This is a genomic window from Winogradskyella ursingii (genome assembly GCF_013403975.1).
In the GTDB taxonomy this organism is placed as follows: Bacteria; Bacteroidota; Bacteroidia; order Flavobacteriales; family Flavobacteriaceae; genus Winogradskyella; species Winogradskyella ursingii.
Window position 1 is genome coordinate 85,435 of sequence record NZ_JABFDH010000002.1, and the last position, 23,871, is coordinate 109,305.

The 23,871-nt window shown below is 35.3% G+C and carries 18 protein-coding genes and 1 riboswitch; of the genes, 4 read left to right on the plus strand and 14 right to left on the minus strand.

Going from position 1 to position 23,871, the window contains the following annotated elements:
- Positions 1 to 31: 31 nt before the first annotated feature.
- The 8 genes from HM983_RS04220 to HM983_RS04250 all read right to left on the minus strand — a co-directional run bounded on the left by HM983_RS04220 (position 32) and on the right by HM983_RS04250 (position 10,905).
- Positions 32 to 1,126 (minus strand): acyloxyacyl hydrolase, encoded by a 1,095-nt coding sequence (locus HM983_RS04220; protein WP_179344159.1) that lies wholly within the window; start codon positions 1,124 to 1,126, stop codon positions 32 to 34.
- A 249-nt stretch (positions 1,127 to 1,375) separates the two neighbouring features.
- A complete protein-coding gene (gene metF, locus HM983_RS04225) occupies positions 1,376 to 2,332 on the minus strand; it encodes a methylenetetrahydrofolate reductase [NAD(P)H] (protein ID WP_179344160.1) in 957 nt (318 codons plus the stop codon).
- Positions 2,333 to 2,498: 166 nt separating this feature from the next.
- The gene (gene metH / locus HM983_RS04230) at positions 2,499 to 5,225 is read right to left on the minus strand and encodes a methionine synthase (protein ID WP_179344161.1); all 2,727 of its coding nucleotides are present in this window, start codon (positions 5,223 to 5,225) and stop codon (positions 2,499 to 2,501) included.
- On the minus strand, positions 5,225 to 6,226 hold the full coding sequence (locus tag HM983_RS04235) for a homocysteine S-methyltransferase family protein (RefSeq protein ID WP_179344162.1): 1,002 nt from the start codon (positions 6,224 to 6,226) through the stop codon (positions 5,225 to 5,227). The genes metH and HM983_RS04235 overlap by 1 nt, the downstream gene beginning before the upstream one ends.
- 63 nt (positions 6,227 to 6,289) lie before the next feature.
- Positions 6,290 to 7,459, minus strand: a complete 1,170-nt coding sequence (locus tag HM983_RS04240; RefSeq protein WP_179344163.1) for a trans-sulfuration enzyme family protein — start codon at positions 7,457 to 7,459, stop codon at positions 6,290 to 6,292.
- 1 nt (position 7,460) lies between these two features.
- The gene (locus tag HM983_RS15835) at positions 7,461 to 8,531 is read right to left on the minus strand and encodes a homoserine dehydrogenase family protein (protein WP_246277455.1); all 1,071 of its coding nucleotides are present in this window, start codon (positions 8,529 to 8,531) and stop codon (positions 7,461 to 7,463) included.
- On the minus strand, positions 8,494 to 9,513 hold the full coding sequence (locus tag HM983_RS15840) for an alpha/beta fold hydrolase (protein WP_246277456.1): 1,020 nt from the start codon (positions 9,511 to 9,513) through the stop codon (positions 8,494 to 8,496). Before HM983_RS15840 ends, HM983_RS15835 begins: the two co-directional genes overlap by 38 nt.
- Positions 9,514 to 9,606: 93 nt before the next feature.
- Complete coding sequence (locus tag HM983_RS04250) at positions 9,607 to 10,905, minus strand: O-acetylhomoserine aminocarboxypropyltransferase/cysteine synthase family protein (protein WP_179344164.1); 1,299 nt, start codon at positions 10,903 to 10,905, stop codon at positions 9,607 to 9,609.
- Between the two features lie 118 nt (positions 10,906 to 11,023).
- Positions 11,024 to 11,148: riboswitch (SAM riboswitch) on the minus strand.
- A 559-nt stretch (positions 11,149 to 11,707) separates the two neighbouring features.
- Between HM983_RS04250 and metK the strand changes: the two genes are divergently transcribed.
- Positions 11,708 to 12,964, plus strand: coding sequence for a methionine adenosyltransferase (gene metK / locus HM983_RS04255; RefSeq protein ID WP_179344165.1), 1,257 nt, complete (start codon positions 11,708 to 11,710; stop codon positions 12,962 to 12,964).
- A 65-nt stretch (positions 12,965 to 13,029) separates the two neighbouring features.
- Here metK and HM983_RS04260 read toward each other — a convergent pair whose 3' ends face one another.
- The 6 genes from HM983_RS04260 to HM983_RS04285 form a co-directional block, all read right to left on the minus strand.
- Positions 13,030 to 14,586 (minus strand): M20/M25/M40 family metallo-hydrolase, encoded by a 1,557-nt coding sequence (locus HM983_RS04260; protein ID WP_179344166.1) that lies wholly within the window; start codon positions 14,584 to 14,586, stop codon positions 13,030 to 13,032.
- 113 nt (positions 14,587 to 14,699) lie between these two features.
- Positions 14,700 to 17,438 (minus strand): TonB-dependent receptor, encoded by a 2,739-nt coding sequence (locus HM983_RS04265; RefSeq protein WP_179344167.1) that lies wholly within the window; start codon positions 17,436 to 17,438, stop codon positions 14,700 to 14,702.
- 91 nt (positions 17,439 to 17,529) lie between these two features.
- Positions 17,530 to 18,411 carry a GLPGLI family protein gene (locus HM983_RS04270; RefSeq protein WP_179344168.1) on the minus strand — a complete coding sequence of 294 codons (882 nt, stop codon included), beginning with the start codon at positions 18,409 to 18,411 and terminating at the stop codon, positions 17,530 to 17,532.
- A gap of 126 nt (positions 18,412 to 18,537) precedes the next feature.
- Positions 18,538 to 19,359, minus strand: coding sequence for a GLPGLI family protein (locus HM983_RS04275; RefSeq protein WP_179344169.1), 822 nt, complete (start codon positions 19,357 to 19,359; stop codon positions 18,538 to 18,540).
- Between the two features lie 111 nt (positions 19,360 to 19,470).
- Complete coding sequence (locus HM983_RS04280; protein WP_179344170.1) at positions 19,471 to 20,322, minus strand: GLPGLI family protein; 852 nt, start codon at positions 20,320 to 20,322, stop codon at positions 19,471 to 19,473.
- Between the two features lie 3 nt (positions 20,323 to 20,325).
- Entirely contained in the window at positions 20,326 to 20,700 is a 375-nt protein-coding gene (locus HM983_RS04285; protein WP_179344171.1) for a hypothetical protein, read from the minus strand.
- Positions 20,701 to 20,822: 122 nt separating this feature from the next.
- On the opposite strand from HM983_RS04285, the gene HM983_RS04290 reads away from it, so the two are divergent.
- The 3 genes from HM983_RS04290 to HM983_RS04300 are packed head-to-tail and all read left to right on the plus strand — an operon-like array spanning position 20,823 to position 23,871.
- Positions 20,823 to 22,364 carry a sensor histidine kinase gene (locus tag HM983_RS04290; RefSeq protein WP_179344172.1) on the plus strand — a complete coding sequence of 514 codons (1,542 nt, stop codon included), beginning with the start codon at positions 20,823 to 20,825 and terminating at the stop codon, positions 22,362 to 22,364.
- Positions 22,354 to 23,037, plus strand: a complete 684-nt coding sequence (locus HM983_RS04295; RefSeq protein WP_179344173.1) for a response regulator transcription factor — start codon at positions 22,354 to 22,356, stop codon at positions 23,035 to 23,037. The genes HM983_RS04290 and HM983_RS04295 overlap by 11 nt, the downstream gene beginning before the upstream one ends.
- Positions 23,038 to 23,088: 51 nt before the next feature.
- Positions 23,089 to 23,871 (plus strand): hypothetical protein, encoded by a 783-nt coding sequence (locus tag HM983_RS04300; protein ID WP_179344174.1) that lies wholly within the window; start codon positions 23,089 to 23,091, stop codon positions 23,869 to 23,871.

Here is a 23,871-nt window from a genome sequence, read left to right on the forward strand (position 1 = left end):
ACATTAATAATGCTTTAACCTTCATAAATAACTATAATCTCACTCCAATTCCAAATTCAACTGCTTCAGCTTTTGCTCCGTGGGACTTTAAGGTAATGGCACCAAAAAGCTTCTTTCCAAAATACCGTTTTAAACCGATTCTAATGTAAGTCCTGCCTTCAAAATCAAATGGATAATAAATGTAATATCCCAATTGGGTCTCTATAGACATTCTGTTGATAAACAGTTCGTGACCTGCAAACAAGCCAATGCGTTTATAATCTTCATCTCCACTTACATTTTCCTCCGGAAAAGAAATTGATTGGTAATAAATCAACTCTTCCAAAAATTTGGAAAAAAACACATCTGCTCCAAATTGGATTGCACTTGTATGACTCAAGCGTTTATCTGCATAAGCAGAAATTATATAAAACGGAAACTGACCGCTGCCAATGATGTCACTTTGGTTAATTCCGCCTCTAAAAGCAAGATTATATTTTATGGGTTCTGTGAATTTTTTGTCTTTTGGGTTCTTGGTATATTCAGCATCCTCATTATCCAAATTATAGGTAATTCCCACGTTAAGTGCCGTGGTATTAATACTAGTATTTGGTGCCTTTACATTGGCATTGGAATAATGGATTAGAGACAAACCTGCCTGAAATCCGAAATGGTCAAAAATGCGTTCTTTTTTATAATTTAGCATCACATATGTTGAACTTAAAATATGTGAGCCAAAGGCAATGTTTTTAGGATTTTCAAACTTGTCGTAGGGATTATTATTGTAAGCTAATCCTTGACCCAATCGCAACATTAAATTGCGATTAAAAAAGTAAAAATTGTAGTGTGCGTACAACCCAATATTATTACCTAGTGTTTCATTTTTTAAATCTTGATAAATCAACGAAGCCCCATAATCGGGATAGTTAAAGCGTTGTTCCCAGGCCTCGTTACCAAAGGTTTTTTTGTTGTAACTTAAAATAAACCCCTGAGGACGACCAGATATTAAATGAAGAATATCATTATTGTGCAACGCAATGGCTCCGCCAAAATTATTGATGTCTAAATAGGTGTTTGAAACCGGCTTGTCTTGAGAAAAAGATACTAAGCCAGCACAATAAACAAAATAAAAAAGCCAGTATTTCATTCTACAATGATTACTGGCAAAAGTAATGATAAATTACAATTCTGTTTTAATGTTTCTATACGTTATCAGATAAAAGTCGCAATCAGCAATGAAGCAACAGTTAAGATGATAACCTGAAATATAAAACGCGCTTCTTTTTTATTTTTTCTTATCAATTTCATGACTATATCCTTTCAATTTTTTGCAAAGGTAAATCCTATTCTCGGTTAAATTGTTATTAAAACCCAAACAAAATGTTATTAAAATGTTTTAAAAAACCTGAGATGCAATTTCCCTCACGTTATCGCTTTTTCCCATAGAATAATAGTGCAATACCGTGATGCCTTTTTTCTGCAATTCCTTGGACTGTTGCACACACCATTCTACACCTACTTGTCGTACTTGTTTGTTATCCTTACACTTTACTATTTCAGTAATTAAATCTTCGGGTAGGTCGACGTGAAATCTATGCGGAATTAAATTCAGTTGTTTCTTTGTAGCAATTGGTTTTAACCCAGGAATAATTGGCACTGTAATACCCTCTTGCCTGCATTTATCCACAAATTGAAAGAATTTCTGGTTATCAAAAAACATTTGTGTGACTATATATTCCGCTCCGTTTTTTATCTTTTTTTTCAGGAAATGAATATCGCTTTCTAAGCTTGGTGCCTCCATATGCTTTTCGGGATAAGCAGCAACACCAACACAAAAATTGGTAGTTGAACAATTCTGAAGTTCTTCATCCAAATACAATCCTTTGTTGAGATCAGTAATCTGGCTTACTAAATCGCTGGCAAAATTGTGCCCTTCTTTTTCTGGCTTGAAATAGGTTTCGTTCTTTACCGCATCACCACGCAATGCCATCACATTTTCAATACCTAAAAAATCAAGATCGATCAAGAAATTTTCTGTGTCTTCTTTGGTGAAACCACCACACAAAATATGCGGAATAGCATCAACATTATATTTATTTTGAATTGCAGCACAAATCCCAACTGTTCCTGGTCGTTTCTTTACGATTTGCTTTTTTAAAAGACCATTACCAACATCTTTATAGGTGTATTCTTCACGATGATACGTCACATCTATAAAAGGTGGATTAAATTCCATCAACGGATCAATATTGTCAAAAATGGATTGAATATGTTGTCCTTTTAAAGGTGGTAGAATTTCAAACGAAAATTGTGTTTTTCCGTTGGCGTTTTTTATGTGGTCCGTTACTTTCATAATATTGCCCACGAAAGTGGGTATCTCTTTATTATTTTATTTTTGGCGTTACCTAAAGGTCGGGCTGTCCGCTTTATCTTTTTTACTTGTTCTCGATACATCCCGACAAAAAAGTCGGGACACTCTAACTGACGTAAAAAAGGATGCCGCTTCCATCCCTAACGCACTAATCCGCTAAATTTGGGCTTAACCATTTTCTGGCTTCGTCCTCACTAATGTTTCTTCTTTTGGCATAATCTTTTAATTGGTCTTCGGTAATTTTTCCCAATCCAAAATATTTGGCCTCGGGATTTCCAAAATAATATCCACTGACACTTGCTGCTGGCCACATGGCTAAACTCTCTGTTAATTTTACTCCAATGTTTTCTTCAACTTTCAATACTTTCCAAATAGTTTTTTTCTCCAAATGGTCTGGGCAAGCAGGATAGCCAGGAGCTGGCCTAATGCCTTTATAGCTTTCCTTTATTAATTCGTCATTAGATAAATTTTCATCGGAAGCATAAGCCCAATGTTTAGTCCTAACTTCTTTGTGCAAATACTCTGCGAAAGCTTCTGCTAATCTATCTGCTAATGCCTTAATCAATATAGAATTGTAATCGTCGTTATCAGCTTCAAATTGTTTTGCTAATTTTTCTGTGCCGAATCCCGTGGTGACACAGAAACAACCGATGTAATCTTTGATGCCTGATTCTTTTGGCGCTATAAAATCTGCTAAAGCTATATTTGGTTTTCCTTCTCTCTTTTTCAATTGTTGACGAAGGGTTAGGAATTTGAATGTTGATTGGTAATCCTCTAGCTCGCTGTGTGATGCTGAATCAAGTTTAGCATGACGATTATTGACAAGTAATTCAATATCATCAACATGCACAGTATTTGCAGGAAACAAACCGAAAACAGCCTTTGCTTTCAATAATTTTTCATCAAAAATTCGTTTTAATAATTGTTTTGCATCCTCGAATAATTCCGTGGCTTGTTTACCAACAACTTCATCTTTCAGTATATCTGGAAATTTACCGTGCAAATCCCAACTTCTAAAAAATGGACTCCAATCTATAAAATCTTCGAGTTTTGTAATATCAAAATCTTCTATAACTTGAATACCGAGTTTCTTCGGTTTTACAATTTCTGTATGCCTCCAATCTATCTTGAACTTGTTCTTTCGCGCATCTTCAATAGAAAGGTATTCTTTTCGTTTGCCACGCTTTAAAAACTGTTCTCTAAACTTATCGTATTCTTCCCGAATTTGGGATTTATAAATCTTATTATCTTTTTTAAGTAATTCGCCAACCACAGTTACAGCTCGCGATGCATCATTAATATGAACAACGGAATTGTTATAATTCGGTGCAATTTTTACTGAGGTATGTGCCTTTGATGTTGTTGCTCCACCAATAATCAATGGAATATCCAAGTTTTCTTTTTCCATGGATTTTGAGAGGTACACCATTTCGTCAAGCGACGGTGTAATTAATCCGCTCAAACCGATAATATCCACTTTTTCCTCAACAGCAGTTTGTATTATTTTTTCAGGTGGCACCATTACGCCTAAATCCACAATTTCGTAATTATTACAACCGAGAACCACACTCACTATATTTTTACCAATGTCGTGTACATCTCCCTTTACCGTTGCCATTAAAATTTTTCCGGCAAATTCTTGCTTACCATCTTTCTCTGCTTCAATAAATGGCTGCAAGTATGCCACTGCTTTTTTCATTACTCTTGCAGATTTCACTACTTGTGGCAAAAACATTTTTCCACTTCCAAATAAATCTCCAACCACATTCATTCCAATCATTAAATGGCCTTCAATCACTTCAATTGGTTTATTTGAAGCCAATCTTGCTTCTTCAACATCTTCAATAATAAATGCATCGATACCTTTTACAAGACTGTGGGTGATCCGTTCCTGCAATGGTTTTTCTCTCCATTCCAAAACTTTTGTGATATCCTCTTTTTTATCGCCTTTTACAGTTTCGGCAAAATCCAATAAGCGTTCCGTGGCATCATCACTTTTATCCAATAACACGTCCTCGACATGTTTTAATAAATCTTTTGGAATTTCATCGTAAACTTCTAACATTGTTGGATTAACAATTCCCAGATTCATGCCGTGTTGGATAGCGTGATACAGGAATGCCGAATTAATAGCCTCGCGAACGACTGTATTTCCTCGAAACGAAAACGATACATTACTCACTCCTCCAGAGACATTAGCATACGGTAAATTTTCTCGAATCCATTTGGTGGCTTTAAAAAAGTCCAGCGCGTTTAAACGATGTTCATCCATTCCTGTGGCAACCGGAAAGATATTGGGATCGAAAATGATGTCTTGAGGTGGGAAGTGAATTTCGTTCACCAAAATATCATAAGAGCGTTTGCAAATATCGATACGTCTTTGGTACGTGTCAGCTTGCCCAACCTCATCAAAGGCCATGACAATTACTGCAGCTCCGTAACGTTTTACAAGTTTTGCTTGTCGTTTAAATTCGGTTTCTCCTTCCTTTAAACTTATTGAATTGACCACACATTTTCCTTGAGCGACTTGCAGTCCGGCTTCAATAATGTGCCATTTGGAACTATCAATCATTAATGGAATTCTAGCAATGTCAGGTTCGGACGCAATCAGGTTTAAAAACTTGACCATAGCATACTCACCATCGAGCATACCTTCGTCCATATTGACATCCAAAATCTGTGCACCACCTTCAACTTGGTCTCTGGCTACGTCTAAAGCCTCGTCATATTTTTCTTCTTTTATTAGGCGAAGAAATTTTCTTGAACCTGTAACATTGGTGCGTTCACCAACATTTATAAAATTACTTTCAGGTGTAACCACCAAAGGCTCTAATCCGGAAAGGGCTAAATATTTCTTACAGTCACTCTCTGCCATTATGCAAATTCTTTTATCAATCTAGGCTTATAGTTTTTTGCAACTTCTGCAATCGCCTTGATGTGTTCTGGATTAGTACCGCAACACCCTCCTATAATGTTTATTAATCCCTCTTTTAAATAATCTTCAATTAAGACTTTCATTTGTTTTGCGGATTGATCATACTCGCCAAAAGCATTTGGCAGTCCTGCATTGGGATGTGCGGATGTGTAAAATTGAGTTTCGTTGGACAATCTTTGCAAATAAGGTTTAAGCTGCTCTGCTCCCAAAGCGCAATTAAATCCAATACTTAGCAACGGAATATGTGAAATTGAAATCAAAAATGCTTCAACCGTTTGACCAGATAACGTTCTACCCGAAGCATCTGTAATCGTACCTGACACCATGATCGGAATATCAATTTGGCGTTCTTCTTTTACTTCTTCTATACCGAATAAAGCGGCTTTAGCGTTGAGCGTATCAAAAATGGTTTCGACTAATAGGACATCTACTCCACCATCAATTAATGCTTCAACTTGCTGCTTGTATGCGACCCTTAATTCTTCAAATGTAACAGCTCTATATTCTGGTTTATTAACGTCTGGAGACATGCTTGCTGTTTTGTTGGTTGGTCCAATACTGCCTGCCACGAATCTTGGTTTTTCTGAATTTTTATTTGTGAATTCTTCGGCTACTTTTTTGGCAATTTGTGCCGATTCATAATTCAATTCATATACCAACTCCTCTATATTATAATCTGCCATGGCTATTGTAGTCCCTGAAAACGTATTGGTTTCGACGATGTCTGCTCCAGCTTCAAAATATTTTCTGTGGATATCTGCAATGGCTTGAGGTTGGGTTAAGGATAACAAATCATTGTTCCCTTTTAATGACGTTGGGTAATCCTTAAAACGTTTTCCTCTAAAATCTTCTTCGGAAAAATTATAGCGTTGTAGCATGGTGCCCATCGCTCCGTCCAAGACTAGAATTCGTTTTTTTATTTCTTCTTTAATGTTTACCATATTTTTTTAAATGTTCTCAATAGGATTTCTATGGATTCCTGCCTTCGCAGGAATGACAAAAAACTAAGATTCCAAGGCTTGCTTTAAATCTTTAATAATATCGTCTGTGTGTTCCAATCCAACGGAAACTCTTACTAAACCTCCCGTAATTCCCGTTAGCAATCTGTCTTCTTCGGTAAGTTTTGCATGTGTGGTGGATGCTGGATGCGTTACAATTGTTCTGGTATCACCCAAGTTTGCGGAAAGCGAAAGCAGTTGGATACTATTAAGAAATTTTCGGCCTGCTTTAATACCTCCTTTGACTTCGAAAGCGACAATACTTCCCCCTAATTTCATTTGCTTTTTCGCCAATTTGTATTGTGGATGGGATTTTAAAAATGGGTATTTTACCAAATTTACCTTCTCGTGACTTTCCAGAAATTGCGCTATTTTTAATGCGTTTTCGCAATGTCTATCGACTCTTACTGGTAGCGTTTCCAAACTTTTGGATAGTACCCATGCGTTGAAAGGTGATAAAGCTGGCCCTGTAATTCTTGAAAATCTATAAATTTTTTCAATCAAATCCTCTCTACCAACTGTAACTCCACCTAAAACACGGCCTTGGCCGTCCATTAATTTTGTTGCGGAATGGATGACTAAATCCGCTCCATATTTTATCGGCTGTTGCAAATATGGTGTGGCAAAACAATTGTCTATAAGCAGTAAAATGCCATGTTTTTTGGCAATATTACCCAACAGTTCTAAATCCAAAATATCAACAGCTGGATTGGTGGGACTCTCGGCAAAAATGATTTTTGTATTCGGCTGAATTAAGCTTTCCATTTTATCGAGTTCATTTACCTGAAAATAGCTGACATCAATATTCCATTTTGGAAACACATTATTATATAAGGATTGTGTGGACCCAAAAACGCTTTGTGACGAAATGATATGATCACCAGCATCGAGCAAAGCTGATAATGTTGAAAACACTGCAGACATACCTGATGCAAATGAATAACCACGTTCTGCACCTTCCATTTGGCAAACCTTATCTACAAATTCTGATGAGTTTGGATTAGAGTAACGACTATAAATGTTGCGGTCTTTTTCGTCTGCGAACGAAGCTCTCATATCCTCAGCATCTTCAAAGACATAGCTTGAAGTGAGATATAACGGATTGGAATGCTCCAAGAACTGAGAGCGCTCAATTTGTGTCCTAATCGCTATGGTTTCTGGATGTTGCTCCGCCATATTAATTGAGTTGCGCTGAAATTTTAATAATATCGCTCAAGACACCTCTTGCGGTCACTGCTTTTCCGGCACCTGCACCCTGAATAACCAATGGCCGTTCTTTATATGACTCCGTATAAACCTCAAATAAGGTATCTGCACCCTTAAGTTGACCTAACGGTGATGCTTTGGGCTCTGAAACCAATTTGACATCGAGTGTGTTCGTGATTGTATCCAATTCGCCAACATACCTTAATACGGATGATTTTGGCTGTTGATTTTTACTTTTTTGAAAAGCTGGGTTCAACTCTGTGATTCGTTTGTTGAATTGGCTTAAGGTGGTTTTCCCATTCAGTTGTTTTGGCACTAAAGACTGGATTTTTACATCTTTCAATTCCTGCTTTAAACCTAGCTCTCTAGCAAGTATCAATAACTTCCTTGCAACATCCTTTCCTGATAAATCGTCTCTGGAATCTGGCTCTGTTAATCCTTCGTTGGCAGCTGCATTCAAAATATTTGAAAAATCTTCATCTTCCTCCGAAAATCGATTGAAAATATAACTCAAAGAACCCGAAAACACACCTTTAATTTTAGTGATACCTTCACCTGAATTATGCAAATTTCTAACGGTTTCAATAACTGGCAAACCGGCTCCCACATTAGTTTCATACAAAAATTGTTTGTTGAATTGTTTCAAAGTTTTCCTGAGTGATTCGTAAAATTCAATGTCTAAAGTATTTGCTACTTTATTAGCTGAAATTAGATGAAACCCAGAGGCTATTAACCTATTGTAATTCTGAACGAAACCTTCACTTGCCGTAACATCTATGGCAATTAAATTTTTAAGTTTTTGATTTTCAACATAGCTTAAAATATCTTCAAGTTTGTAAGGCACAGAAAATTTGTCGAAATCTGCTTTCCAATTACCCTTTCCATTTTCAGCAAACAGTGCTAATTGCGAATTGGCGATTATGGGTACACGAAGGTCAATATCCTGCTGTTTTTTAAGCTTGGTTTGTGTTGAATTGATTTGATTGAGTAATGTAGAACCTACATTACCAATCCCGAATATGACTAAATTGATTGTTTTCATTTTTAGTTTTTTTTATGTCAAATATGGGACGCAATAATTTTATGAGTTGCTTGTATTCAATTAAAAATGCATCATGTCCATGAATGGATTTGATCTCTCCCATAGTAACATTTTGCTTTACTGATTTTAGTTGCACGTAAGTATCCCAATGCTCTTCAGTCTTAAATAATAAATCTGATTTTATAGTGATGAGATGAATATTGGATTCGATTTTTGAAGCCACTTTCAAAAAATTAGTTTCATTTCCTTGGGTAATATCAATAGTCCTTAAAATCTGATTCATGAGTTTGTATGCTGAAAGTTGAAATCTTTTATTCATGAAATTTCCGTGATGGCTCAACCAACTTTCTACATTATAAAATCCTTTTTCTTTTTCGGTTCTATTAAATTTGAAGGTGAAAGATTCCGGTGTTCTATATAAAGTCATAGCATGCAAACGCGCATCAAATAAAGGATTCTTTGAATTATTGAGAATACTATCTTGAATATGGCAATTTGCAATCACCCAATCCGTGGACTTCCAATCGGTTGCAACAGGAATTAAATTTTCAATCAACTTTGGTCGCAATGCTGACAATTCCCAAGCAATTCCACCACCAACTGAGCCTCCGATAACTGCAAAAAGTTTATCTATTTCTAATGCTTTAAGTCCTTCTGAAAAAATTTCGGCAATTGTACGAGCAGTGAAATCTTTATAATTTTCGATGTTGTTTTCTTCTAAAACATCGTATTTATTCCCTGGTACATTAAATGCCAACACTGTATAATTGTTGGTGTCAATACATTTATTCATACCGATTAAATCGCTCCACCAACCGTTATTGCCACATACATTACTATTTCCTGTCAACGCATGGTTTACCAAAACAATTGGCGCTTCATATAATGGTTTGCCAAAAGTTTGGTAAGACAACTTTATATCAATTGTCTTATTGTTTTCAATATTGAAATTTGGAATATCTATATATTTTAAATCACTCATCCTTAATGTTTAAATTGAAGTGCATAAAAAAATGTTTAAATAGATGCCTTTATAATTAAAGGCACCTATTTACTTTAACAACACTAATACAATTTAATTTTGAACTTTTTTTGTTTGGTTTACTGTAGCAAAAGCCTCTTTTAAATCGGCTTTGAGGTCATCTACATTTTCAATCCCAACAGACAATCTTACTAAGTCTTTAGTAACACCTGTGCTCTCTTGAGCTTCGTCACTTAGTTGTTGATGTGTTGTACTTGCTGGGTGAATGATGAGTGATTTTGTGTCTCCAATATTCGCTAGAAGCGAAAACAGTTTAGTAGAGTCCGTTACTTTTTTAGCCGCTTCAAAACCCCCTTCTAAACCAAAAGTTACGATACCACTCTGACCTTGAGGTAGATATTTATCAGCTAAATCCTTATAGTCACTTGAATCCAATCCTGGATAATTAACCCAAGCCACTTCATCTTGTTGCTGCAGCCATTTTGCCAACTCGAGTGCATTTTCACTATGCTTTTTAATTCGAAGTTCTAAAGTTTCCAAACCTTGGATAATTTGAAATGCATTAAATGGACTCAATGCACCTCCATAGTCCCGTAAACCTTCAATCCTCACTTTTGCTATAAATGCAGCTTCTTCCAAAGCTTCACTATAAACTAAGCCGTGATAACCTGCTGAAGGTTCCGTGAATTCTGGGAATTTTCCATTAGTCCAATCAAAGGTTCCAGCGTCTATAATTGCTCCACCCAAAGCTGTACCATTACCATTAATGTATTTGGTTAATGAATGAATGACGAGGTTTGCACCATATTCTATTGGATTTAATAAATATGGCGTTGCCACAGTATTATCCACAATTAGCGGTACTTTGTGCGCTTTTGAATGTTTTGAAATGGCCTCAATATCCAATACATCCAATTTTGGATTTCCAAGGGATTCAATAAAAAAAGCTCTGGTATTCTCTTGTGCTGCTTCTTTAAAATTTTCAGGGTTGGAAGGGTCAACGAAAGTCGTTGTAATGCCATGTCTTGGTAAAGTTACACTTAACAAATTGTATGTTCCACCATAGAGACTGCTTGAAGCCACGATATGATCTCCCGCTCGTAACAATGTAAGTAATGTTGTAGCGATTGCAGAGGTGCCAGAAGCTGTAACAACAGCAGCTATACCTCCTTCTAAAGCAGCTAAACGCTGTTCTAAAATATCGTTTGTGGGATTGTTGATTCTGGTATAAATATTACCAGGTTCTGCTAAAGCAAAAAGATTGGCAGCATGGTCTGTATTGTTAAATACGTATGCTGTTGATTGATAAATAGGAACTGCTCTAGTTCCGCCATTTGTTGTGACATCATGTCCTGCGTGCAACGCTTTTGTTGCAAATTTTTGTGTACTCATTTTTCTAGTTTTTTGAGTTAAAATAAATTAAACCAAAAGCCAAATAAGCCTCGTCTGAAGCGTACCTAATAGAAAAATGTTATAAGAAAATGCTAATCACAGATGGGTGATTAGTCTTGAGTTATCTATCTAGAATTGCGAGAAATGATTCGCAGCTTCAAGTAGAATTTAGCACCTTCTCAGTAAGTCTAAGGGTTGCTAAGGCTTCAGCGGGTCTAATCCCTCCACCTTTCTTGATAACATTTACGGAAAATTTTAAATTCAAATTTCTTCGTTGCTTCAAAATTTTAAAATCCTCATTTACAAGAGTAAACTGCGTTTTTAAAATACATTGCGCCTTGAACTTTTTCTCTAAAAGTTTTCCTTTTCAGTAAGTTTTTGAACTTTGTGAATACAAATATTGCGTTATTAAAATTGAAATTCAAAATAATTTTCAAAATTTTTACATATTTTATGACTTTGACAAATTATTGATGCCTTTTTAATCAAATATTTAATCAACCTTAAAACCAGGTCTTGCCCATATACTTATTTCACTGAAATATAACCTCATAGAAAGTTTTTGGTTTTACTTAACACCTTAAAAATTTTTATCTTAAATTTTAATCTGTACTTTTGCCCAGATTAAAATTAAGAGGAAAAATTTGTCTGATTGCAACCTCTCTGCTTGACGTAAATCGGAAAGCATATTCCAAATCGAGTTTGGGATAAAAAAATGCTAAAGCAGTAAGTATTCTACTCCTCTAGCGACCGAAGCAATCTCATTTTTTTTCAATATCAAATAATTAAAAAAAAAGCGTATATGGCTTATTTATTTACTTCAGAGAGTGTTTCTGAAGGTCACCCAGATAAAGTCGCAGACCAAATTAGTGATGCACTTATTGATAACTTTTTAGCTTTTGACCCAGAGTCTAAAGTAGCTTGTGAAACTTTGGTAACTACAGGGCAAGTAGTTTTGGCAGGAGAGGTAAAATCCAAAACTTATCTCGATGTGCAAAAAATCGCAAGAGATACAATAAATAAGATTGGGTATACCAAAAGCGCTTATATGTTTGATGGTAATTCATGTGGCGTAATTTCAGCCATCCATGAACAATCTGAAGATATTAATCGTGGTGTGGACCGTGCTTCGAAAGAAGAACAAGGTGCAGGTGACCAAGGTATGATGTTTGGGTATGCCACTAATGAAACGGATAATTATATGCCGCTTGCTCTTGATATTTCGCATACCATTTTAAAGGAGTTAGCGGAGTTAAGAAGAGAAAACAAAAATATAACCTACTTAAGACCAGATTCTAAAAGCCAGGTGACGATAGAATACAGTGATGACAATGTACCTCAGCGCATAGATTCTATTGTGGTATCGACACAACACGATGATTTTGATAAGGATGACGACGTAATGCTTTCAAGAATAAGGAAAGATATAATTGAAATATTAATTCCACGAGTAGTTGCCAAGTTACCTGAGCACATTCAACCTCTTTTTACCGATGACATCAAATATCATATCAATCCTACAGGAAAGTTTGTTATTGGTGGACCTCATGGAGATACAGGTTTGACAGGTCGAAAAATAATTGTTGATACATATGGAGGTAAAGGTGCTCATGGTGGTGGTGCATTTTCGGGAAAGGATCCAAGTAAAGTAGATAGAAGTGGTGCATATGCTACGCGCCATATCGCAAAAAATTTAGTAGCAGCAGGACTTTGTGAAGAAATCTTAGTACAAGTATCTTATGCTATTGGTGTGGTTGAACCTATGGGTATTTTTATTGACACCTACGGTACATGCCCATTTAATCTTACGGATGGTGAAATCGCTAAAAAAGTTACTGAACTTTTTGATATGCGACCAGCTGCAATAGAGAGCCGTTTAAAACTCCGTCAACCAATGTATAGTGAGACTGCGGCTTATGGTCACATGGGACGAAAAAATGAAACGGTTTCCAAAACCTTTGAACAGCCGTATGGTGAACCAGCAACTATGGATGTAGAATTATTTACTTGGGAAAAATTAGATTATGTTGATAAAGTAAAAGCTGCTTTTGAGATATAACTGTTAACTGTTAACTGTTAAAATAAAAAAAAGCCTTTTCAGAATTTTGAAAAGGCTTTCTTTGTTTAATTTCTACCACCATCACGTTGTGGCGAACGTGGCTCAGGCCATGTACGTTGTTCACCAGTTCTGGGATTCACAGGAAGCACAATCTTTTCTCTTGATGTTTTTTCATCATCCTCGGATGCCATATAAGTTAAAATTGCAGTTAGGATGGCGTTGTTTCTAACGTCATCAAAAACAATTTTATCGTATGTATCCCTGTTAGTGTGCCATGTATAATTCCAATACGACCAATTTAATGCGCTTAGATTAATTGCTGGAGCTCCTGCAGCCACAAAAGATGCATTATCTGATCCACCACCACTTGGATTGCCAGGAAAATTAGTTTCAATATGTTGGGTAATATCCCTTGGTACTGCATATAACCAGCGCGATAAATAATCATAAGCATGTAAAAATCCTGCTCCGGAAATATTAACTACACGACCCGTTCCATTATCCTGATTAAACAATGCCTGTACATTCTCTACAATTTCCGGGTGATCTTCTACAAAAGCCCTCGACCCATTTAAACCTTGCTCCTCACTTCCCCAATGACCTACTAAAATAGTTCGTTTAGGATTCGGATATAATTTTTTTAGAATCCGCATGGCTTCCATCATTACCAATGTACCTGTACCGTTATCCGTAGCGCCTGTTGCGCCATCCCAAGAATCAAAATGTGCAGAAAGAATTATGTATTCTTCTGGTTTTTCTGAGCCTTTTATCTCTGCTATGGTGTTAAAAGTTGGTACCCTTCCTAATTCCTTTGATTGTGCTACTATTCTTATTGTTGGTTTATCTCCATATTCTGCTAATCTATAAAGCATGGTATAGTCTTCTAATTCTAGATCTACAGTAGGTATTTCTTTTGTACGTGCACTAAATATTTTGCTTACACCAAAACCTCTGGACCAATAAGAGTCAACTATACCTACCGCACCAGCTTCTTCTAACACAGGAATTATTGAACGAGAATTATACCCAGACCGACCAATATTTGCTCGCCACTCTTGAGATTGGGCATCTCTTTCATCTTTCATTTTTTTGAATGATTCTTCAGTAGCAAATTCTTCCCAGTTGTAGTCTGGACGGCCCGTTGGTTGATTCATTGCAATCAGGACAAATTTTCCTTTGACGTTAGGCAACCACTTTTGAAAATCCAAAGAATCTTTTATATTTTTTGGTAATGTAATCACTTCACCTGTTACGCCTTTTTCCGATGTGCTTGGATTCCATGCCAACTGCATACCTTGTAATGTTTGCACTCGTGGCGTTAGCATATCTATATGTGTAATACCACGTTCCCAACCGCGCCATTCTCCCCATTTTTCCTTTCGAGCGTCGATTCCCCAAGATTCGTATTTAGCTACAGCCCAATCGTGAGCTTTTTGCATCTGTGGCGTCCCGACCAGTCGTGGTCCGATCACATCGAGCATTTCGTGTGCTAATTTTTCTAGATGGGAATTTTCGTTGGCTTCTTTAACAATAGCTTCTACAATAACGTTGTTTTCTTGTGCTATTAAGCCATTGAAGCTTATAAAGAATGCGGCAATAGTTACAAATAAGTGTCTTTTCATTTTTAATTGGTTTAGGTTATTAAATTACAATTTTCTTTGAAATTAAGATATATTAATATGAAAAAACCCATTGAAAAAACATCAATGGGTCTTCGTTTCGGAAAAAGGATAATTTACAAGGTATAAATAACTCTTAATGTTACAAACCTTGGCTGTATAAAAGTTTCTGAGCTAAATACTGAAATGTTATTAGAGCCATTACTCACCCGAGAATCTATATCCAATAAGTTTGAAGCTCTAATCTCATATTCCCATTTGGCATCTTTATCTTTTCGATAAGAAAGGCTTGCATCCCAATTCTGAAATGATTCTGTTGGGCTAATATCACTACTCTGCCTTGTATATGAATAATCTGTTCTAAAAGTCAATGCCTTCCAGATATAAGCATCAAATTCTATAGTAGGTGTTTGGGTAACAAATTGCGTATCGTTATTTCCTTGACTATTATCGTTTACTGTATAAGCATATCTGAGACTCACATTGGGTGCTTCCCTAAAATTAGTTCGCAATTCTGGCGTATATGTTTGTGAAAAGCTCTCGTTGACAGAACGTCTATCTTGTATAAATTGATTGTTTTTATTATAACTAAATCTAGTTCCCAATCGAGCTCTTATTTTTCCAAACGTGCGTTCTACACGACCAAAAGCGGTGAAGCTTTCGTCTGCAAAATTAGAGTTGAAAAAAGTGCTCGTTCTAATTACGTTGTCAAAATTGGTAAGAGATCTTATCTGATCAATATTTTTATTGTAATTAAGAATAGCAACCACATTTGTATAATTAAATAGGTTGAAACTAAAGTAGCGCAACTGTAAATTGTGCGATAAAGAGTTTTGTAATCCTGGCTCACCATAAGCAATGCTATTATAGTTATTTAAAACCAGCCCTTCTGCCAGATTCGTAACGTCCGTAAAAGCATTTCTCATATTATACCTAAATGTTAGGTTTTCACTTTTCTTAAAATCGATACGTGTTTCAAAATCTGGTAAAATTCTAAAGAAGTTATCCTCAAACGTTTCACCAAACTGCGTGTTCTTGTTACCGTAGGCATGAAGCGAAAACCCTGGTGTAATGGTGAATTTACCAGTTTTGAACCTATAATGTACTCCTAAATAAACATCGCTGAAATTGTATTCTGTATCATTTTCATTGGTCAATAAATTTCCATCTTCATCTTCCAAATTTGCCGTTGGGTCAAAAAATGAGCCATCATCCAGAAACTGGAAAATATTAGAATTAAATTCTTGACGACTCAGAATAGTTCCTAAAGTCAAGTTAATATTACTTTTGGAATTCAAGATATTATAGTAGTCCAATTTAGCATCGAGTTGATTAGATTTAATCCGTCTTTCCTGGTTAAGATTATATCCAAATTGGTCTTGGTTTAAGCCTAAACTTTCAGCTGTATTGTCAAAGGCATCAGTGTCTGCATTTGGATCATTTGGTAATAACGCATTATAGAATGGGTCTTCGTCCTTGATTAGATGCTGAGCTTCAAAAGCAAAAATGTTTGTTGCGTTTAGTGTATAATAATAATTTAGATTTTGGTTGATGCTATATGGTTTGGCTTCATCTAACTGATTGATACTACCTACGACGTTAGAGAATAAATCCTGTCTTTCTTGATCGTCCGAAATTCTACCCAAAATATCATAATCCAATTGATTGTTAACGTTTGGCTTGTATTGTGCGCTTAATTTTAAAAGCCCTTGATTTGTAGCTTCTCTTCCAGTTTCTACCGTTCGTTCATCTGGGATTCCTAAATCAGAATCTGTATACTCCACAAACGTTTCCTGTCTTGTTCTTAACCTATTGCTACTGTAAATAGCAAAACCGCTTAAATCCAATGCTTTGTTTGGTGCGTAACTAAAATTTATTGCGCCCAATTTTGCTTCAATTTCTTCAGCATTGCCAAGGTTGGTTAATCCACCAAGACCGTTATCCCCTAAGTTGATGCTTGTGCCGCTACTGTTGCTAGGTCTTCTAAAACCACCTCCAAAATTTCTGATATCTCTACCTGTTAAAGCTACTTCTCCAACATTGTTTAAGTCTCCGATTACGTTGACACTGTATTTTGGACTATAATAAAACAGTTTAGGTTGCACCAAATATAACTCATCATTGGGTGAAGGTGCTACACCACCACCTGCTGTGACGTTACCAAACCAAAAGTTCTCTTTTCCCTCTTTTAATCTAATATTAATAGCCGTATTATCTTGATTGTTTTGAACACCACCTAGCTGCCCTACTTCCGCGTAGTTTCTTAAGACTTCGACTTTATCAACCGCATTTGACGGAATATTTTTTGTGGCCAATTTAGTATCCCCATCGAAAAAGTCCTTTCCGTTTACCATAAGTTTATTAACCACTTTGCCTTCGACCTCGATTTGTCCATCGGCATTGATTTCCACTCCTGGCAATTTCTTGAGGACATCTTCTAATTTTCGTTCTGTACCATTTTTAAAGGAATCTGCATTATAAATGAGCGTATCTCCTTTTATGGTCACAGGCATTTCGTAGGTAAGCTCCACGGCATCCAACATGTTATCTTCAAGCATTTTAAAATCCTTAGTGATATCAGCTTCTGAAGTTGTAACAGTTTCGTCTATAGATTTGAGACCTATATAACTTACCTGAATTTTATATTTACCGTTTTTACCTAGAGAAAGAACATATTTACCTTGATTATTGGTAATGGCATACGACTCTAAAGAATTGGATTCTTGATTTATTGCAATGACATTAGCAAGTTCCAAAGGTGTACCGATGCTATCTCGCACCACTCCTTGCATTTTGATTTGAGCAAAGGAACTGCTTGCTACCAGTAAACCTAGCAGGACTAGTAAATTCTTCATGTGTAGTTTGATTTTTTTGGTTGGTAAGTAAAATGGCTTCTATTGGAAAAGCCATTTTATTTAATTGGTTATGTATTTCTAATTAATAGTTTTAGTTTCTGCGACCTCTATTTCTTCCTCCATACATCTCACGCATCTCTTCCATTTTTTTCGTAATAATGTCATTATACTCAGCCTGGGTCACTTCTTTACCTTTTTCCGGTTTTTCTATGTTTTCTTTGTCTTCGGGATTCAGGACTATTTTTGTACATAAGATCGTAGTTCTGTCCGCATTGACTTCTAAAATTAAACCTGGTAATCCCCAAAAATCATCTGGTCCTTGATTAATTGGTATTTGAGGTGTGTACCATGCTATAACTTCAATACTTTTTGGAATTTCCACCTCACTCATTGGGTCGTTATCATTTTTAGTTGAGTCCTTTTCTTTTTTGGTCTCTTCGTTATTATCACGACCACCGCGTCTTCTCATACTTCTAAAATCAAAAGCGTCGACTGCTTTGGTTGCAGTTGCTTTAAAACACGTGTAAGCACCTATTTGTTTGGTTTCGGTTCCCATTTTCCATTCGAGATCTTTAAGCTCGTCTTTAATTAAAAATTGTTTCCCGAAAAATTCTTGGTCTTGGATAACCTCTTTTTCCTTTACGTTTTTATATTTTGGACCACCAGTCATGCTGCTTCCAAATCCTCCAAAACCTCTTCCGCCTGCGCCTGGCGCTTCAAGCTTTTCATCCTCTTTGTATATCGATTCTGTTTTATTGAAGGTAAGTATGTATTCTTTTTCCAGGAAATTCTTCATACGTGCTTCAATTCTCTTTTTTTGCTCAGGAGTCATTTCGCGCCCTCCCCATTCTCCAAGATCCATAGTAGTTTTGGACATGTAATAGGCCTTTCCTTGAAAATCCTGTGCAAATACACCGAAACCGATAAAAAGAGTAAGTGCGAATAGTGAAATTTTAAGTGGTAAATTCTTCATTTTAATCTGTCTAAATTATTTTTTTTAAAATCAATTAAATTGCTCTGACGGCATAATTGACATCTTTTAGACTCTAAAAAACAATAAAAGTTAAACCTAGATACGTTAAACTCTTGTTAAAGAAATCTAACCTCGTCTCCCGCCTCTATTATTTCTAAATTCTTGCATTTTTCTTTTAATGGTTTCCTGATATTTAGACTTAGTTATTTCTTCACCTTTTCTTGGTGCTTCAATTTCAGTTTTTTCTTTAGGGTTCAGTACAATTTTAGAACAAAGCACCGTAGTATTGTCTGCACTTATTTCTAAAATCAATCCTGGAAGACCCCAATATTCTGATGGTCCATGGCCCACGGGAATTTGCGGTGTATACCAAGCCTCAACCTCGGTCATTTCAATTGGTTCATCGTCTTCGTTCTCGTCATTTCTTACACTGTCCCATGAAAAATTGTACCATTGCAAATCAGATTTGGGTATGGACGCTGTAGCTTTAAAGCAGGTATAACTTCCTACCTGTTTACTTTCTGATCCCATTTTCCACTCAATTGGCTGCAACTTATCTTTTACTAAAAAATTCTTACCATAAAACTCTTGGTTTTGAATTTGTGTATTCGTTGTTAAATTTTTGTATTGGTTGCCAGGTGTAAAATTTTTGCCCCAAGAATCGGTTGCTCCAGACATGGCATCGAGCTTATCTTCCTCTTCAAAATATGATTCCTCTTTATTAAAGGTTAATACATATTTTTTTTCCAGTCTATTTTTTAATCGAGCTGCAACTTGCTTTTTTTGCTCTTCGCTTAGCCTTGCTCCCCAATTTCCCAATTCCATCGTTGATTTCGAATAATAATAAGCGACTCCTTGGAACCCTTGGTTTGTTTCGTTGAAGACTATGGTCTTTGGCACTATCAAAGTAAATGTTAGCACCACTAATTTAGTTAAGATTGATTTCATGATAAACCTATGTTGTTTTGTTTAACGAATATACTGTTATGTTAAACAACACTTGCTTTGTTTATCAATAAATTAACATTGTCACAATTGGTGCCTTAAACTAAAAAACGATTACCCACCAATTCTTATTTCTATCGATTCGCCTTTTCTACCATTTTTAGGTGCATAACGCTCCATCATCTCTTTGGCCTTTTTATCCATAATCTCATCAAATTTTTGTTGGTTCACTTCCTTTCCTTTAGTAGGTGCTTCGATTTTAACTTTTTCTTCTGGATTCAACACAATTTGACTACACATAATTGTTAACTTCCCATCATGCACTTCTAATATTAAACCAGGTAAACCTTGATACTTAGCAGGCCCGTTATTGATAGGAATCTGTGGCGCATACCATGCTGTAATTATGTGATCTTGCATTTCCGGCTCTTTATCAACTTCTTTTTTATCATTAGAGCTACTGAAGCCTGAATCATTGAAAACTTCCACTTGTTTAGTATAGGTAGCTTTATAGCACTGGTACTCTCCTATATATTTAGTGTCCGCTTCTAATTTCCAATCGATTTTTTCAATATCATCTTTGATGAGAAAGATCTTGCCCATGGCATCCTGTTGATTCGTAAAAGTTTGATCTTTGGTGTTTTTATAAAGTACATCATTACCTCCACCAGAACCAACCATGACCATTTGAAAGTTTCCGCCACCAACTTGTGGTGTATCGAGGCTTTCTTCTTCTTTATAAATTGACTCACTTTTATTAAATGTAAGTTTAAAGGTTTTCTGAAATTGCTTTTTCATTTGTGCCAATATTTGGGCTTGCATGTCGGAATTAACCTTTGTACTGTCCATCTTTATATTGATACTTCTCTGTGTTCTATAGGTTGCAACACCTTGAAAATCTTGCGCAAATCCTTTGGATACTGCGAGTACAAGAAAAATAGTGAGTGTTCTAATTACTGTTGCCATAGTTTATTTTTTATCGTTATAATATTTAACGGCCGCTTTGCGTATGACCTCAACACTTTTAATAAGTCCTTCAATATCGTTACTATTACCATCCACTTTATAAGATACGTGGGACTCAATACCATCATCCCTCTTTTTTCCGTTACAGATAATCTTTATTGAAATCGCTTCATTTTCACTCGAATGTTTAAAGAGTTCTCTTAAATCTTCAATTTTAAAATTTGATTCTAAATCGTCTGCCGAATCTACACTAACTTCGATCTTAACATTTTCTACTTTTACAACTTTGTCCTTAGTTACATTACCATTTATTTTTTTGGATTGCCCAAAGCTAGTTGTTGAAATTAATACTGCTAGAATTACAATTACATACTTCATGATTTTGTTCTTATGATTAATACCCTACAAATATTAGCTTTAATATTTCATTTTTAAGTTAACCAACGTTAACGAGTGTTAACCGATTAGTAGTAATTCATTTTAACGTTTACTTTTGAAGTATGAACGACAAACGCTACAGTTGGATTTTATATACTATCGTTGCTGTGATAATAGCAACTATAGCAATACAAGTCTATTGGAATTATAAAAATTATCAAACCAACAAGCAACAACTTATTAATGATGTGCAAATAAGTTTAGATAAAGCCGTCGATGATTATTACGCAGCTTTGGCAGAACGCACTACCGTCGGTGTTTTTTTAGAAGGTGATGAGCAGAAAAATGCTTTTGACGACAATAGCAAACTCTCCAAAATTTTAAAAAATATTGATGAAACCGATAACGAATTCGTAAACTTAGATTCTATAGATACGCAAAGTATTGAAGGTATCACAATAGTTAGAGGGTTTAAGGCAGACTCAATGGAGAAGAGGCATGATGAAACTAAAAATCCGGTCTCAATAGATGAATTTAAATCAAAAATTGATAGTATAAAAAACGTTAATCAAGATCTTAACTTTAAAAATGTAGAGTTTTTAACATCCAAGGTAATGATTTCGATAACAAATGATACCCTTGATTTAAAAGCTGTCGATAGCCTTGTAGCACAAGAATTAGAACGCAAAAATATCGCTGTAGATTTTTATTTAGATTATAAAAATCCTGAACATTCTATAGAACATTCCATAGAGAATGGAAGCATGCCAGAATTAAATCCTAACCACGAATCTAATGATTACCTTCAGACAGATACAAAATCCACATTTCTTCCAGAAGGTACATTTTTGACCATTCTTTTTACAAATACAACAAAGGCAATTTTAAATCGTATTCTTGGAGGCATTCTAATTTCAACTCTTCTCGTTTTAGCAGTAATCAGCTGCTTATTCTATCTGCTAAAAATTATTAAACACCAAAAGCAATTGGCAGAAGTTAAGAACGACCTCATCAGTAATATTACTCACGAGTTTAAAACACCTATTGCTACCATAGGAGTAGCATTGGAAAGCATGAGCAACTTCAACGCAATTGAGGATAAAGAAAAAACAAAAAAATACCTTTCGATGTCTACAAATCAATTGAAAAAATTGAATCTCATGGTCGAAAAATTATTGGAAACTGCCACTTTAGATAGCGATAATTTAGAGCTGAACAAGGAACCTGTTGATATTGTTAAGCTACTCAATTCAATAGTAAACAGGTTTAAAATTCAGTTTGCAGAAAAGGAATTCAAAATCAATTTTAAGACTGAAAGTTTATTAGTGAATGTCGATACATTTCATTTTGAAAATGCCCTGAACAACATTATAGACAATGCTGTTAAATATGGTGGCCCTATTATTTTAATTGATTTAGTTACGAAGAAAGACAACGTTGGTATTCTAATTTCTGATAATGGTAGATCCTTAACCAAGGCAAATAAAGACCGTATTTTCGAAAAATTTTATCGTGTACCGAAAGGGAATACACACGATGTAAAAGGTTTTGGGATTGGCCTGTATTATACAAAAACAATCATCGACAAACACAATGGTTCTATTCAACTAGAACTGAGCAATACTGCTACAACTTTTAAAATTATACTTCCAAATGGCCAATAACATAAAATTACTATTGGCTGAAGATGAAGCAGCTTTAGGACAAATTATAAAAGAGAGTCTAGAAACACGGGATTTTGATGTCATTTTATGCGATAATGGTGAAAAAGCATTTGAAAAATATAAGTCTGAAATGCCAGAAATTTTAGTGTTAGATGTCATGATGCCTAAAAAAGATGGCTTCACTTTAGCTAAGGAGATAAGAGCCATTGACGATACTGTTCCAATTATATTTTTAACAGCTAAATCACAAACTGCCGATGTAGTTGAAGGTTTTTCTATCGGAGGAAACGATTATCTCAAAAAACCATTTAGCATGGAAGAGCTTATTGTTAGAGTCCATAATTTGATAAGCAGAACTAAAGTGCAAAAAATTGCAGACATTTTAGAAATTGGAGACTACACCTTTGATTTTCCAAAACAATTGCTTCAATATAAGTCTGAGAACCACATTCAACTCACCCACAGGGAAGCTCATTTATTGTTTCATTTAGTCAAAAACAAAAATAGTGTTTTAGACCGATCGCTCATTCTAAACAAGCTTTGGGGAACGGAAGATTTTTTCACAGGCAGAAGTATGGATGTTTTTATTTCAAAACTCAGAAAAAAACTGAGCCGTGATGAGCAAATTCAGATTATTAACGTGCGCGGTTTTGGATATAAGTTGACCGTTTAAATAAATGTGGAGCAATTTTTGTAATTTTCTAAATTATATGCTCTAAATCCCATGCAAAAGATTTTACTTCTTTTATTATTTTCTAGTTGTTTCCTTTTCGCTCAGAAAAGTATTAGAGTAACCGCAATAGACTCAACTGAATTGAAAGTTGCCACTATTTTTGGCATTGATAATTTTGAAACTCTATATTATACTACTGAGGACAATACATTTTACAAAAAAACCAAAGACACAACAATAACCTACACCAATTTTCAGTTGGGAGGAGTGACCACTGCGAATATATTCAATCCTCTAAAAATCAACCTATTTTATCAAGATTTCAATACGGTCATAATATTAGATAATCGACTTGCCGAGATATTTAAAGTCGATTTCAACACGCTTCAACCTTATAAAAACATTAGTCATGTGTCAACAGGGTTTGACAACACGTTATGGCTTTTTAATCAAGATTTACAAGTGCTGGAATTATATGATTACAAGGCCAATAAAACAAGATTAAAAACAGTTCCTGTACAAGCCAAAGTGCTCGATTTAAAGAGCGACTATAATTACTGCTACTTACTTACAGAAAATTACCTATACATCTATAATTACTTTGGAAGTCTCATTAACAAATACGAAAACAAGAACTATATAACTATGGCTTTTAGCAAAGGTCATTTGATGCTTAAAAAAGATAATTTATTATTTATTTTACATAAAAATGAAGACGAAATTCTACCCGTTAAACTTCCTGATTTGTTAATAAATCAGTTTTTGGTAACCGACGAAACCTTGTATATTTACGACGACAAATACCTTCGTCGATACCAACTTAAAAAGGATTAA